This is a genomic window from Kibdelosporangium phytohabitans, assembly GCF_001302585.1.
GTDB classification, from domain to species: Bacteria; Actinomycetota; Actinomycetes; order Mycobacteriales; family Pseudonocardiaceae; genus Kibdelosporangium; species Kibdelosporangium phytohabitans.
In genome coordinates this window covers 5,285,462-5,298,339 of the sequence record NZ_CP012752.1, presented here as the reverse complement: position 1 = coordinate 5,298,339, position 12,878 = coordinate 5,285,462, and the positions used below count along the sequence as shown (strand labels likewise).

At 70.4% G+C, this 12,878-nt stretch carries 11 protein-coding genes; 3 read left to right on the top strand and 8 right to left on the bottom strand.

Translation table 11 applies throughout. The features are described from left to right. Nucleotides 1-89 precede the first annotated feature (89 nt). Nucleotides 90-962: a YihY/virulence factor BrkB family protein gene (locus AOZ06_RS24080; protein WP_335338415.1), complete on the top strand. Its 873-nt coding sequence runs from the start codon at nucleotides 90-92 to the stop codon at nucleotides 960-962. Nucleotides 963-971: 9 nt separating this feature from the next. On the opposite strand, the gene AOZ06_RS24075 is transcribed toward AOZ06_RS24080, so the two are convergent. The 3 genes from AOZ06_RS24075 to lanM form a co-directional block, all read right to left on the bottom strand. Next, the gene (locus AOZ06_RS24075) at nucleotides 972-3,893 is read right to left on the bottom strand and encodes a helix-turn-helix transcriptional regulator (RefSeq protein ID WP_157233821.1); all 2,922 of its coding nucleotides are present in this window, start codon (nucleotides 3,891-3,893) and stop codon (nucleotides 972-974) included. Nucleotides 3,894-3,972: 79 nt separating this feature from the next. After that, the gene (locus AOZ06_RS24070; RefSeq protein ID WP_054291473.1) at nucleotides 3,973-4,209 is read right to left on the bottom strand and encodes a hypothetical protein; all 237 of its coding nucleotides are present in this window, start codon (nucleotides 4,207-4,209) and stop codon (nucleotides 3,973-3,975) included. A 43-nt stretch (nucleotides 4,210-4,252) separates the two neighbouring features. Further along, nucleotides 4,253-7,750 carry a type 2 lanthipeptide synthetase LanM gene (gene lanM / locus AOZ06_RS24065; RefSeq protein ID WP_169798972.1) on the bottom strand — a complete coding sequence of 1,166 codons (3,498 nt, stop codon included), beginning with the start codon at nucleotides 7,748-7,750 and terminating at the stop codon, nucleotides 4,253-4,255. Here lanM and AOZ06_RS57930 point away from each other — a divergent pair. Beyond that, nucleotides 7,684-7,824: a hypothetical protein gene (locus AOZ06_RS57930; protein ID WP_169798819.1), complete on the top strand. Its 141-nt coding sequence runs from the start codon at nucleotides 7,684-7,686 to the stop codon at nucleotides 7,822-7,824. The two genes, lanM and AOZ06_RS57930, sit on opposite strands and share 67 nt — an antisense overlap. 366 nt (nucleotides 7,825-8,190) lie before the next feature. On the opposite strand, the gene AOZ06_RS61310 is transcribed toward AOZ06_RS57930, so the two are convergent. The 5 genes from AOZ06_RS61310 to AOZ06_RS60170 all read right to left on the bottom strand — a co-directional run bounded on the left by AOZ06_RS61310 (nucleotide 8,191) and on the right by AOZ06_RS60170 (nucleotide 12,232). Further along, nucleotides 8,191-8,319 (bottom strand): hypothetical protein, encoded by a 129-nt coding sequence (locus tag AOZ06_RS61310; protein ID WP_257721482.1) that lies wholly within the window; start codon nucleotides 8,317-8,319, stop codon nucleotides 8,191-8,193. A gap of 13 nt (nucleotides 8,320-8,332) precedes the next feature. After that, complete coding sequence (locus tag AOZ06_RS24060) at nucleotides 8,333-8,764, bottom strand: ABC transporter permease subunit (RefSeq protein ID WP_054291471.1); 432 nt, start codon at nucleotides 8,762-8,764, stop codon at nucleotides 8,333-8,335. A 253-nt stretch (nucleotides 8,765-9,017) separates the two neighbouring features. Beyond that, nucleotides 9,018-9,734: an MgtC/SapB family protein gene (locus tag AOZ06_RS24055; protein WP_054291470.1), complete on the bottom strand. Its 717-nt coding sequence runs from the start codon at nucleotides 9,732-9,734 to the stop codon at nucleotides 9,018-9,020. A gap of 87 nt (nucleotides 9,735-9,821) precedes the next feature. After that, on the bottom strand, nucleotides 9,822-12,056 hold the full coding sequence (locus AOZ06_RS24050; RefSeq protein ID WP_054291469.1) for an HAD-IC family P-type ATPase: 2,235 nt from the start codon (nucleotides 12,054-12,056) through the stop codon (nucleotides 9,822-9,824). 17 nt (nucleotides 12,057-12,073) lie between these two features. Beyond that, nucleotides 12,074-12,232 (bottom strand): hypothetical protein, encoded by a 159-nt coding sequence (locus tag AOZ06_RS60170; protein WP_225954744.1) that lies wholly within the window; start codon nucleotides 12,230-12,232, stop codon nucleotides 12,074-12,076. Nucleotides 12,233-12,518: 286 nt separating this feature from the next. Here AOZ06_RS60170 and AOZ06_RS24045 point away from each other — a divergent pair, with 286 nt between their 5' ends. Then, a complete protein-coding gene (locus AOZ06_RS24045; protein ID WP_236952364.1) occupies nucleotides 12,519-12,872 on the top strand; it encodes an ArsR/SmtB family transcription factor in 354 nt (117 codons plus the stop codon). The last annotated feature ends 6 nt before the right edge of the window (nucleotides 12,873-12,878 follow it).

Below are 12,878 nucleotides of genomic sequence, written 5' to 3'. Positions count from 1 at the left end.
TTCCTTGCGTGGGTACTCCCGCGCGGGAGGCGACCATGGCGAGACACATCAAGGGCCCGACAGACTTATCGAAGCGTTCGTGGTGGCAGGTGCTGAAACGGACCGTCCGCGAATTCCGGCAGGACGGCGTGGACGACTGGGCGGCCGCGCTGACGTACTACAGCGTGTTGTCGCTCTTCCCCGGCATCATCGTGCTGACTTCGTTGCTGGGGCTGCTCGGGCCGGAGTCGACGAAGGCGCTCACCGACAACATCCAGCAGATGGCGCCCGGACCTGCGCGTGACCTCGTGCTCAACGCGGTCGGTGAACTCAAGGACGCCGACTACCTGGCCGGCCCGTTCGCGATCGTCAGCCTCGTGATCGCGTTGTGGACGGCGTCGGGGTACATCGGCGCGTTCATCCGTGCGGCCAACGCGATCTACGACGTCGAGGAGGGCAGACCGCTGACCAAGACGATTCCCCTGCAGATCGGCATCACACTGGGCATCGTCGTCCTGCTGGGCGTGTGCGCGGTCGGTGTCGTGCTCACCGGCGGTGTGGCCGAACGCGCCGGGCAGCTGCTCGGGATCGGGTCGACCGGCGTGCTGATCTGGGACATCGCCAAGTGGCCGGTCATCGCGATCCTGATCACCCTGGCGTTCGCGCTGCTGTACTGGGCCGCGCCGAACGTCCGGCAGCCCGGGTTCCGGTGGCTGACGCCGGGCAGCGCGTTCGCTGTGCTGCTGTGGGTGCTCGCCTCGGCCGGTTTCAGCCTGTACGTGGCGAACTTCGGTTCGTACAACAAGACCTACGGTTCGCTCGCCGGGATCGTGGTCTTCCTGATCTGGTTGTGGATCTCCAACCTCGCGGTGCTGCTCGGCGCCGAGCTCGACGCGGAACTGGCTCGTGGCAAGCAGATCGAGCAAGGGCAGCCGCCGGACAAGGAACCGTTCCTGCCACCGCGGGACACCGACAGCGGCTGAGCCCGCCGGTCACCCGGCGCCGCTGGTGTCCACTGTGGCCGCCAGTTCGCCGAGCGCCTTGCGGTTCGGCAGGCCGGTTTTGGTGAGCAGGCTGGAGATGTGCCGTTCGACCGTGCGGGTGGACAGGTGCAGCTGTTCGGCGATCTCGCGGTTGCCCAGCCTGCGCACGAGCAGCTGCATCACCTCGTACTCGCGGACGGTCACGCCCGCGACCCGCAACGCGGCCGGGATCTCCTCGGCTCCGCTGCGGCGCTGGGCGACCCGGGCGCCCGCGCCGCGCAGCAATGCCCGGCACGCACCGGCCACGGCCGGGATGTCCGCCTTGTGGAAGAACTCCTCGGCCGTGCGCAGCCATTCGACGGGCGTGCCCCACCCGTCGGCCAGCGCTGCCTCACCGGCGAGCCGCAGCCCGAGGTGCCGTCCCATCTCGTAGGGCTCCCCCACGGAAATCGCCTCGGCGACGGCCGCCGTCGCCTTGGCGTGCTGCCCGGAACGGCCGAGCAGCACGGCACGCCCGAACGTCGAGAACTGCCGGTCCCACCGGAACTGGCTGGCCGGATCCGACACGATCTCCTCGTACGCCGCCCAACCCGCCGCACCGGACAGGATCCGCAGCAGCAGTTGCACGCCGTGCCGCCCGGCGTAGGCGTAGATCGTCGGGTTGGCGGCCTCGAAGTCCAGTGCGAGGGACAACTCGGCCACAGCTCGCGGGCGGTCTTCCTCCAGCAGGGCGCAGATGGCCTTCGACAGGCCGTGCACCCGCGGCGCGTGCTGGACCAGATCGCCTTCCCGCGCACGGAAATCCGCCAGGGCGTGCTCCAGGTCCTGGCTGCGGCCGCGATGCCCGGCGAGCACGATCCGCATCATCAGGACGTATCGCACGGCCTCGCGCAGCCCGAGGCGTGTGGTGGCTTCGAGGACCTCGTCGATCAGCGCTTCGGCGGCGTCGAACTCGCCACGCAGGATCAGCTGCAGTGACGTGCTCGCGTCCGCGTGGTACCTGGCTGTCACGGCGCCGATGCTCGACGCCTTCTGCCGGGCCTGTCTCATCCGGTCGAGGTTGCCGTCGCGCATCGCGTCGTCGTTGCCGAGCCGGGCCAGTGCGTGGATTTCCCAGATCGGCAGCTCGTGCTGGACCGCGATGGCCCTGCTGTGCTCGAAGCAGGCGGAGGCTTCCACCGGGTCGCGTGGCCGGACGAGAGCGCCGAGCAGTTGCCAGGCCTGACAGGCCACGACGTGCAGGTTCGCGGTCTCGGCGACGGTCGCCGCGCGCCGTGCCAGCACCTCGGCCTTGCGCAGCTGTTCCTGGCCGGGCTGATCCACCGCGAGGTACGCGTCGACGATGTCGATCGGCGCGAAGTCCGCCGGGCTCGCGTCCGGGCCGAGCAGCGCCCTGGCGGCGTCCACCTGCGCGATGCCGTCGGTGAACCGCCCGGCGGCGTGGGCCGCCCAAGCCAGCCTGGTCCGCAGCCTGGCCCGGCGTTGCCGGTCCAGTCCCGCGCCGACCTGGTCCAACGCGATCACCGACGACAGCCCGCGGTCGATCTGCCCGGCTTCGGCGAGCGCGTACAGCAAGGTCTCCAGCACGTCCGCGCGGGCCGTGCCGTCTTCGTCCTCCAGCCATTCCCACGCACGGTCGAGCAGGGCGACTGCCGAATCGGCGGCGCCTTGGTTGAGGGCGCGCCGACCGGCTTCGAGGAACAGCCGACCGGCCACCGCCGTCTCACCGGCGTTGAGCCGCAAGGAGGCGCACACCTGGCACCATTCACCGGGCAACCCCGGGTAAACCGCCTCCACCGCGTCGGCGACCTGCGCGGACAGCCGTGCCCGGTCGGCGGGCGCGAGCAGGCTCAGCACTGCTTCCACGATCAACTGGTGCTGGAATCCGTACCAGCCGGGCGCTTGGTCGTCGGACGCGATCAACTGCGCCGCGCGGTCGGTGTGCAGGTAGCTGAGCAGGTCCCGGTACGACAGGTCGGTGACCTCGCGCAGGACCGCGAGCGGGAACCGCTGGCCCAGCACGGCAGCCGCGGACACCAGGTCTCGCGTGTGGGTGTCGAGCAGTTCGACGCGACGGGCCACGCTGCGCACGAACGTGTGCGGCGCGGTGGCTCGTTTGGTGTCACGTACCTGCCAACGGCCCTCGTGCGCGACGAGCAGGCCCCCGTCCACCATCCCACCGAGGATCTCCTCGACGAGGAACGGGTTCCCCGCGCTGCCCGCCCACAACAGGTCGGCGGCGTCCTGCGGCACGTCGTGCTTGCCGACGCCGAGGCACGCGGCGGCCAGTCTGCGCACATCGGGTTTGTCGAGCCGGTCCAACCGGATCAGCACGGCGGCGTCACGCCGGGCGGCCGATTCGACGATCTCCAGCGCGGGGCTCTGGTCGGCGCGGAGGGTGCCGAGCAGCACGATCGGCTGCCGGGCGATGTTGTCGATCAGGTAGTCGACCACGGCGAGGGTTTCCGGGTCGGCCTCGTGCAGGTCCTCGAGCGTCACCAGGCAGCCGTTGCCCCGACCGGCCAGCCCGATCAGCCGCAGCACCGCCTCGGCCAGGATGATCAGCGAACCGCCGTCGTGCTCGGTGACCGGCGGCCCCCAGTCCGGGATCAGACGGCCGAGAACCGCGCGGTACGGGCCAAGCGCGTCCACATCGACCGGACTGTCCAGCCGTGCCAACGACAACAGCGCCTCGGTCAGCGACCGGAACGGAGCCGTCGGACCCATCGCGCTGCCCCGGCCACGCAACAGCCGCATGTCCGCGGCGAACCCGAGATCCGCGGCCGACGCGGCAAGACGGGATTTGCCGATACCGCCCTCACCGACGAGGAAGACAGCGGCACCACGCCCACCCCGTGCGGACTTCAGCAACTCCCCCATGGTGCGCAGTTCGGAATCCCGCCCAACAATGGCAGAAGACCGTTGCCCCACCACCCCGACACTAGTGGTCACGACCGGAAGGTCGTCAAGGGTCTCGACGACCTCCCGGTCGCAACCACTGGCCCAGGGCTCAGGCGGGCTCGGACCCGGGCATGCTGCAGATCGGGCAGATGGGCGACACGCCGCCCGACGGGTCGTCGAAGACGCCCGCTGTGGCGGCGCCCGCCGAGAGGACCAGCCCGGCGAGGACGGCCGCGCGTAACCCGAACGGCGTTGTCATGGGCAGCAGCTTCAGGCGCTCCACCGGTCCGATGGCCTGCGGCTGCTCGTCGTCGGCCTTGGCGGTTTCCTCGGGCGTGTTCGACATCTCGTCCCCTCCCTGTCTGTCCAGTGCGGTACTGGCGGTTTTCTCATCTCCTGCTGGGCTCCAGCAGCAACACCGACGGCACCCGGTCGGGAAAACCGAGCCTGAGCAGCCCGTACCCGATTCCCGCCAGTCCGCTGAGCAGCCCAGGGGTGACCACGCCACCGGGTGTCCCGCAGGACACGCCGTAGCGGTTCACCGAGTCCAGCACCAGCCCGGCGCGGGCGCGCAGGACTGGTACCGCGGCTGGGTGGCGTTCGGCGATCACGGTCAGCGCTTCCGTGATGCCCAGTTCGCCGTGGCACAAGCTGAGGTCGCGGAGCATGGGGCGCTCCGCGAGGTTCCGTGTGGCTCGTTCGAGGTCGGCGTCGTCCAGGAAGGCCGACCGCGCGGCGACGAGCCCTGCCCGGCCGCAGCACCAGCCGTCGTCACCTCTGTGCGCGGACGCCGCCAGAACTTCCTGGCCGAGGTGCGCCACGGACGAGCCGGCGCCGCCGAACCTGGCCAGTGCCAATCCGATCCCGGCGCTGCCGTCGGCGAACCCGGACGCATCACGCGGCAAGGCCTGCCGCAGGTGGTCCGCGCAGCTCTCCGCCAGCCGCGCCGCGGACGGCGTCCCCAGTTCGGCGTGCACCGCGACCATCGCTGCGAGACAGCCCGCGATCCCGTGCGCCCAACCGGCAACAGAACCAGTCGCCGCCGCCGCGCAGTCCACAGCGGACTCGGCCATTCGGCCGGTCTCGCCGCGCGGCAACAGTGTTGTCATTCGGGCGAGCGCGTACGCGATACCGCCGAAGCCGTGGTACCCACCGGGCCCGACCGTCGCGGCCAGTTCAGGTTGCGCGGCGAGCACGTCCAGCAGTTGCGCCACCGGCGTGATCGCCCGGCGGGCCACGTCCCCGTAGTGCGCGACGCCGGTCAGGTCGGCCAGTTGCGCCAGGAACAACGCGACGCCCGTGTAGCCGTTGGCCAGGCCCGCGCCCATGGGCATCAGCAGCCACTGCCGCTCGTCGACGAGTTCCAGGCCGAGCCAGTTGACGCGGTCGCCGACGGCCGCGCTCCGCGCCACGATCTGGTCGGCGATGCCGCAGGCCACGGCGAGCAACCTTTCCGGCTGTGCCGCGGTGACCTCGACCGGGCCGGGCAGCGGCGCGGTGCTGACGTGCCCGGCGCAGGGCCGTCTGGTCGCCAGGGTGGCCGAGATGATCCACTCCTGGTCGCGCCGATCGGCCTCGCTGTGGCCGTCGATCCTGGCACGGACCTGGTCCAGCACGGTCTCACCGAGCACGTCCGGCTCGCGCTGCCCGTCCGACGTCCACAGGTCCCGCTGGTCCGGCCGGGCGGTGAACAACGGCACGTCCCCCGCCCACAGGTCAGCGGCTTCGTGCCGGGACAGCGTGCGGCGCAACGGATACCCGGCCGATTCCGTCCACAGCAGATCGAACAGGCGGTCGCGGTCGAGCGCGTCGCGCAGCAGCTCCGGCTCCCCCGCTCCCTCCAGCAGCGTCAGGTAACCGCGGGTGGGACGCACCAGGACACGGACGTCCATCCCCGCGCTGTCCACGACAAGGCGGGTGAGTTCCGTGCGGTGCAGCATGACCGCGTCGTAGCCGTGCCGGAAACCTTGGAGCAGCGCGGTTTCGTAGTCGCACGGGTCAAGGTCCCGATCGTCGAACCGGGGGCGGTTGGCGGCACCGGCGAACTGCGTCCGCGCACGGACCAGGCGCATGCGGTCGGTCGCGGGGAACTCCCACACGGCGCTGCTGCCCGGCGAAACCGTGCCGCGGTCACCGCCCAGGCCGGACATGTCGACCGCGCCGTGCTCACCCACCACCATCATCGGCAGCAACGCGGTGCGGAACACCGACGTGGCCAACGCCTGTGCCGCGGGATCCGAGGCGTATCCGTGCGGGCCGGGCAGGATGGGCTGCAACAGCGTTTCGGCGTCCACCAGCACCGGCTGGTCGCCGCACGCGATCAGGTTCTGGTAATGGACGTCCGAGGTGGACGTCGCGTGCAGCAGGGCGAGCAGAGCGCCCTGGCGGCGGTAGAAGACGTCGGCGTCCGCGAGACGCGCCAGCGGGCGGGCGGTGACGTACTCGACCCAGCCGTAACCGGGTTTGGCCACGACGGCGGCGGTCCGCAGGTCGAGCTGGGCCACCATCCGGTTCAACGAGCTCACGGCGGCGTTGAACCAGACGTGTGCTCGCAGGTCACGCGGTTTGTACACCACCCGGTCGCCGTTGGCGAACATCAGGAACGCCACCGAACGGCCGCGCTGGTGGATGTCGCCTTGGCCGCCTCGGATCGTCGTGAGCAGGCCGGGGTCGTTGCCGTGCAGCAGCAGTTCGACGATCTCGCAGCGGTCCGCGGCGAACCGGTCGAGCAGCTCGATCGTGGCGTCGGCGGCGAACCGGCTCGTCTGGCCGAGCAGCCTGGCGAGCACGGGGTAGGTCCCGGCCAGCGCCGCCAGGCCGGCCGGGGTGGCCGTGCGCCGGACGAAGTCGGCGAAGCGCCCGGCACCGTCACCGCCGAGCAACTGGGTGCGGGACTCCCGCATTTCCCGGACCAGCGTGCGTGCCGCGAGTTCAGCCAGCCGACGGCCGAGCCCGGTGGCGAACTGGTCGGCGAGCACACGAACATCCGCCACGGCGCCGTCGACCGCCGCGGTCACCCGCTCGGTGGCTTCGGCGACGAACGGACGGAACACGAGAGCGAACGCGTCCTTCCAGTCGCCGTGCACAGCCGTACCCGCGGGCAGCGGTTCGGCCACACGAACCGCCCGCTCGACCGCATCGGCCCAGTCCGGCCGCGCGATCCGGGCGGCGATGCTGGCCGGGGTCTCGGCGAACACACTCGGAGCGGTCGTGCCGTCGAGCCCGGCCTCGGCCAGCCGTACACCGAACCAGCCAAGGGGTGCACCGCTGTCCATCTGCTGCGCGGTGGTTGCGGACAGCGGCTCCCCCATGGCACGTTCGTGCAACGCCACGCCTCGAGCCCACCAGGTTTCGGCCAACCTGCCGGTGGCTGTCGGGTTCGGGGGCACGCCGGACAACATGCCACCCGTGGCGCCGCCGGTCATGCGTGGATTCCACCCACGTTCGCATCCGCACCCCGTGCGGCGGTCCGCCGCCCAGATCGCCCACACGGTTCTTGAGCTGGGAAAACGAGCGTAAACCGGCTCCGCGGTGATGCGGTCGGTGCCGGTGTCGTAATCGAACAGTTCGGCATACCTGCCCCAGCAGCTGGCCAGTGCCGTGCAGATCGTGCGGACCAGCGGTGCCCGGTGGGGTACCTGCTCGGCGAAGATCTTCCTGCTGTCCTGGATGCCGGCCGTGGTGAACAACCTGCCCAGCTCGGTCATGGTCAGATCGCCGCCCGCCACCCGCACGAAGTCGAGCATGGTGGCCGCGTCCACCAGCGGCAGCAGGTCGTCGATCTCGAAGTTCAGGTCGGCGGCGATCTCGGCAGGTCGACGTGGCCGCCTTTGGCGTCGACGATCTCGACCAGGCCAGCCAGGCCACCGACGGACGCGGCGGGCCACGGCCGGCGGCCGGGGTCGCGTCGGCGGGTTCCGGCATGTGGACGCCCGGCTCGCGGCCGGTGAGCAGGTCGTAGAGCTGGTCGACCAGCGCCGCGAACGCGGGCGAGCGACCGTCACGCGGCCGGTCCAAGCTGATCGCGACCTCGGTGCGGATGTGGCCGGGGTTGGCGCCGAGCACGATCACGCGGTCGGCCAGCAGGACGGCTCCCTCGATGCTGTGGGTGACGACGCAGATGCCCTTGGTCGGGAAGGTCCCACCGGTCCACAGCGACATCAGTTCGGTGCGCAGGTTCTCCGAGGTGAGCACGTCGAGCGCGGAGAACGGCTCGTCCATCAGCAGCAGGTCCGGTTCGAGCACCAGCGCACGGGCGAACCCGACGCGTTGCCGCATGCCACCGGACAGCTCCTTGGGGTACGCCGACTCGAAGCCGTCCAGCCGATCAGGTCGATCGCTTCTGCCCCGCACGCAGCGTCAGGTCGATGCCGTCGAGGACACGCGACTCGTCCCCGGCGGAACCGGTGAAGCTCTTGCTCACCGGCTCGACGTCGACAATCGTCTCGAGTGACATCTGGACCTCCGGGTCAGAGGGTGAATCGGCGTTCGGACAGGGCGTACAGGCGACGCCAGAACAAGCGGTTGAGGCCGACGACGTGGCGGCTCATCACGGTGACGCCGATGAGGATCCGTGGGCCGTCGCCGACGCTGGTGGCGTGCGCGATGTACGCGCCGAGCCCGGTCGCGGTCAGCGTGGTGCCGCCGTAGCTGACGATCTCGGCGACGATCGACGCGTTCCACGCGCCGCCCGCGGCGGTGATGCCACCGGTGACGTAACCGGGGAAGATCGCGGGCAACACCAGCCTGCGCCACCACAACACGCGCGGCAGACGCAGACTGGCGGCGGCTTCCCGCAGGTCGTTCGGGATCGCCGACGCACCGGCGATGACGCTGAACAGGACGTACCACCGCGCCCCCAGCAGGATGCCGCCCCAGTTCGGGCTGATCCCGGTGGCCACGAGAACGGCGGTGACGATCGGGAACAGGAAGTTGGCAGCAGCGAACGCGCCGCGTAGTACGGCAGCTCGGCGGGGTCGGTGAACACTGTGGACGGGGCGGTGGTCCCGTCGAACGGCACGTCGATGCCCTGCGACAGCCGCACGACGACCCACAGCAGCACAACCGCGCCGAGGAAGACGAGCACGTCGGCGGCGCGCTGCTTGGGCCTGCCGAGCGCGGCACGGGACGGGGCGGGTTAGGAGCGCAGTAACGTCATTCCTCGTCCCCGTTCACGGTCGTGACCTGCCAGCGGACGCTGGTGACCGACGGCTCCAGACTCAGCCGGCTCACCGCCGACTCCATCTGTTTGTCGTCACGCTGATCCCCGGCCAGTTCGGCCCGCACCTCCACGTAGCCCTCGTTGGCGCTGTTGGTGCTGGACACCGACAGCAGCCGGAAATCGGTACGGGTCAGGGACTGCACGAGCAACGCGCGCACATGCGCTTCGGCGTCGTCCTTCGTCACGGCCATGAACGCGTACGACGTGGGCTGTTCGTCGCCGGTGTCCGGGCGCCGGTCGACAGCCCGGCCCACCACGCGCAGCGCGACGTTCACGATGATCACCACAAGCGTGCCGACAGCCGCGATCTGGTACAGCCCGGCCCCGGCCAGCGCGCCCACAGCGGCCGAGCACCACAACGTCGCCGCGGTGTTCAAACCACGCACGGTCAAGCCGTCACGCAGGATCACCCCGGCGCCCAGGAACCCGATACCGGACACGATCTGCGCCGCGACCCGGGTGGGATCGGCGTTCCCGGGGGCGTTGCCGAAGCCCCACGCGGAAAGCAGCACGAACAACGTCGCCCCGACGGCGACGAGGGCGTTGGTGCGCAACCCGGCCATCCTGGCCCGGTACTGGCGTTCGAAGCCGATCAGCGCACCGAGCCCCACCCCGGCGCCGACGCGCAGCAGCATTTCGACAGTCGTCATTTCCCGCTCCAGTCTCCATGTCCACATCAGACTCTGATGGCCCGGCGCGTACGCCGCCACCGCAGCACTGTCAGAACTCGGTGGACGTCACAACCCAGTGCCCCGGTGGCGCATGTGTCGCGTCCTCACGACCCGCGCCGCCAGGACGTATCCGGCCAGGATCACCGGCAGCCACGCGTAGAAGCCGACCGGCAGCGCGGTCATCCGCCGTGCGTCCGCGACCGGTGTCCACGGCAGCACCACGCCGATGAACGCCACCGCGACGGCGGCGGCCAGCACCGGCCGGGCCGTGATTCCCACGCGGTCGCGGGAGCGCAGCACCAGCACGATCAGCACCTGCGACAGCAGGCCCTCGGTGAACCAGCCCGCCTGGAACACCGCCTGCTCGGCGGGCGTGTCCGTGCCGGCGAGCCACCCCGGCGCGGCGAACGTGATCAGGTCGAACAGCGAACTCAACGGCCCGAAGGTGAGCATGAACCCGGTCAGCCCGCCGGTGTCCCAGCGGCGTGGTACACGCAGGTGGTCCTCGTCGGCCCGGTCCCGCGGCAGAGTCAGTTGCGCGGCGTCGTACAGCAGGTTCTGCACCAACAGCTGGACCGGCAGCATCGGCAGGAACGGCAGGGTCCCGGCCGCCACGAGGACGCTGACCGCGTTGCCGAGGTTCGAACTGGCGGCGATCTTGACGTACTTCATGGTGCTGCCCAGCGTGCGGCGGCCTTCCCGCACCGCGCGGGCGATCACCGTCAGGTCCTTGTCCAGCAGGATCAGGTCGGCGGCGCCCTTGGCGACGTCGGTGGCGGTGTCCGCCGCGATGCCCACGTCCGCTGTGCGCAGCGCGACCGTGTCGTTGACGCCGTCACCGATGAACCCCACCGCGTGCCCGGCGTCCCGCCGCGCGGTCACGATCCGGGCCTTGAGCACGGGGTTGATCTGCGCGAACACCGTGCCCCGCCGGACAAGGCGATGCAGTTGGGTGTCGTTGGCCTTCTCGATCTGGTGACCGAGCACGACCTCGGCGACGTGCACGCCCGCCTGTTCGGCGACTCGCGCGGCGACGTGCCGGTTGTCGCCGGTGAGGATCTTCACCGCGACACCGTGCCGGTCGAGCATGTGGACCGCTTCAGCCGCGCTGTCACGCACGGGGTCGACGAAGCCCACGAACCCGACCAGGACAAACATCGCGTCGGCGAGCGGGGATTCGTGCTGCTCGACCATCGCCTTGTCGAGCCGGTTGCGTGGCCCGGTCTGGAGCTGGGCCGCGAGGTAGGCGTACTCGGCCGCCACGCCGTCCGGCCTGCCTGACAGGTCGACGCTGTGCGCGTAGGTCACGCGGTCCTCGGTGAGGGTGCCGGTCTTGTCCACGCACCGCACGTCCATGCCCGCCAGGTCCTGGATGGCGTTGAGCCGCGTGATGACGACCTTCTTGCGGGACAGGTGCACGGCGCCGCGAGCCAGGTTGGCGGTCACGATCACCGGCAGCATCTCCGGCGTCAGGCCGACCGCGACCGCGAACAGCGCCGCCTGCGCCCAGTCGGCCGTGACGAATCCGTTGACCGCGAGCACGATCGGCGCCATCACCAGCATGAACCGCACCAACGTCCAGCCGGCCGAGCGCACGCCACGGTCGAAGCTGGACTCCGGACGGGCGCGCCGGGCTTGTTCGCCCATCACACCGAGGTACGTCCACGCCCCGACCGCGATCACCACAGCCGTTGCCGTGCCGCTGACCACCGACGTGCCCGCGAAGCACACCGCGGACAGGTCTTCCGCCTGGCCGTGGTCCGACGGCGGTTGCTTGCGCACGGGCAGGGTCTCGCCGGACAACGCCGACTGGTCGACCGTGAACGCTGTCGCCGCGACGAGCCGTACGTCGGCGGGCACCACGTCACCCGCCACGAGCAGGACGACGTCACCGGGCACCAGGTCGTCCGGTGGGATTTCCCGGTCGACCGGCGGCATCCCGGTGTCGGGGCGTCTGCGTACCGTCGTCGTGGTGGTGACCAGCGCGCGCGGACCACGCACGGCTTGGTCGGTACGCACCTGTTGCCAGACACGCAGCGCGATGCTGATCACTACCATGACGCCGACGGTGATCGCCGCACGCCAGTCACCGAGGACGACGAACACTACGGTCAAAACGGTCAGCAGAGCGGCGAATGGACTGGCCACTGTGGACCGCCAGTGCCGCTCGCGTTGCCCGGCCGCGTGCGGGACCGACCGACCGTCGGCCTCGTGCTCGGTCAGTCCCTTCGGCGAGCTGGACAGGTGCCGGTACAGCGTGACCGGCGCCGCCGTCGCCAGCTCACGCAGCTGTGGGTCCACAACGGACACCGTACGGCTCACCGCACGGCTCCAACCGGCTGCGGCTCTTCTTCCCGCTGGGGCACAACGATTTCCCGTGCCCACACGGCGATCATCCGGCGGCCCGCCGGGTCGGCGGGATCCACGGTCCAGCGTGCCCGCAGCGGTGGGCGCCGGGCGGAAAAGCGCGTGGTCATGCCAGCCACTCCCCTTCATGCAGAAAAGGGGCGCCACAAACCAGACATAGTGACAAAGGACCGGGAACCCGGCTGCGGGTCAGCCTGGGAGAACCACCGCCGAGGCGGCGGGTTGTCCGGTCCGGTCAGGACTGTCGTCCGGCATGTGCCGCTCACCTCGCTTCCGTGGTCTCGAACAGGACACGATGAGCCCAGCGCTCATCGCCAACACGGACACTGTACCCACCATCCACCCGCGACAGTCAAGCGCTTGCACAAGTGTTGTCGTGTGAGTCACGCTGTACGGGTGCCAGCTTCTCCCCCACCCGAGCTCGTCAACCGCCCGCTGCCGCCCGAGTTACTCCAGGACGCCGCAGCCACTTTCGGGATGCTGTCGGCGACCGTGCGCCTGCAGATCGTCTGGCTGCTGGCGGGCGAGGAACGCGATGTCGGCACCCTCGCCGGGGAGACCGGCCAGACCGTCCAAGCGGTCAGCCACCACCTGGCCAAACTGAAGCTCGCCGGGCTGGTCCAAGCCCGCCGGGAAGGACGCCGCCAGGTCTACTACGTCGACAGCCCGATCGTCGTGGAAGTGGTCCACCTCCTGGTCGGCGAACGGCACTCGCGGCGGCGTCCCGCCAGACGCGCCCGCCACGCCTGAAGACAG

Excerpts from the sequence above, each read along its gene's own strand:
- AOZ06_RS60170 (WP_225954744.1), bottom strand. The coding sequence starts at position 12,232 with ATGACCACGCGCTTTTCCGCCCGGCGCCCACCGCTGCGGGCACGCTGG.
- AOZ06_RS24070 (WP_054291473.1), bottom strand. The coding sequence starts at position 4,209 with ATGTCGAACACGCCCGAGGAAACCGCCAAGGCCGACGACGAGCAGCCG.
- AOZ06_RS24055 (WP_054291470.1), bottom strand. The coding sequence starts at position 9,734 with ATGACGACTGTCGAAATGCTGCTGCGCGTCGGCGCCGGGGTGGGGCTC.
- AOZ06_RS61310 (WP_257721482.1), bottom strand. The coding sequence starts at position 8,319 with ATGTCACTCGAGACGATTGTCGACGTCGAGCCGGTGAGCAAGAGCTTC.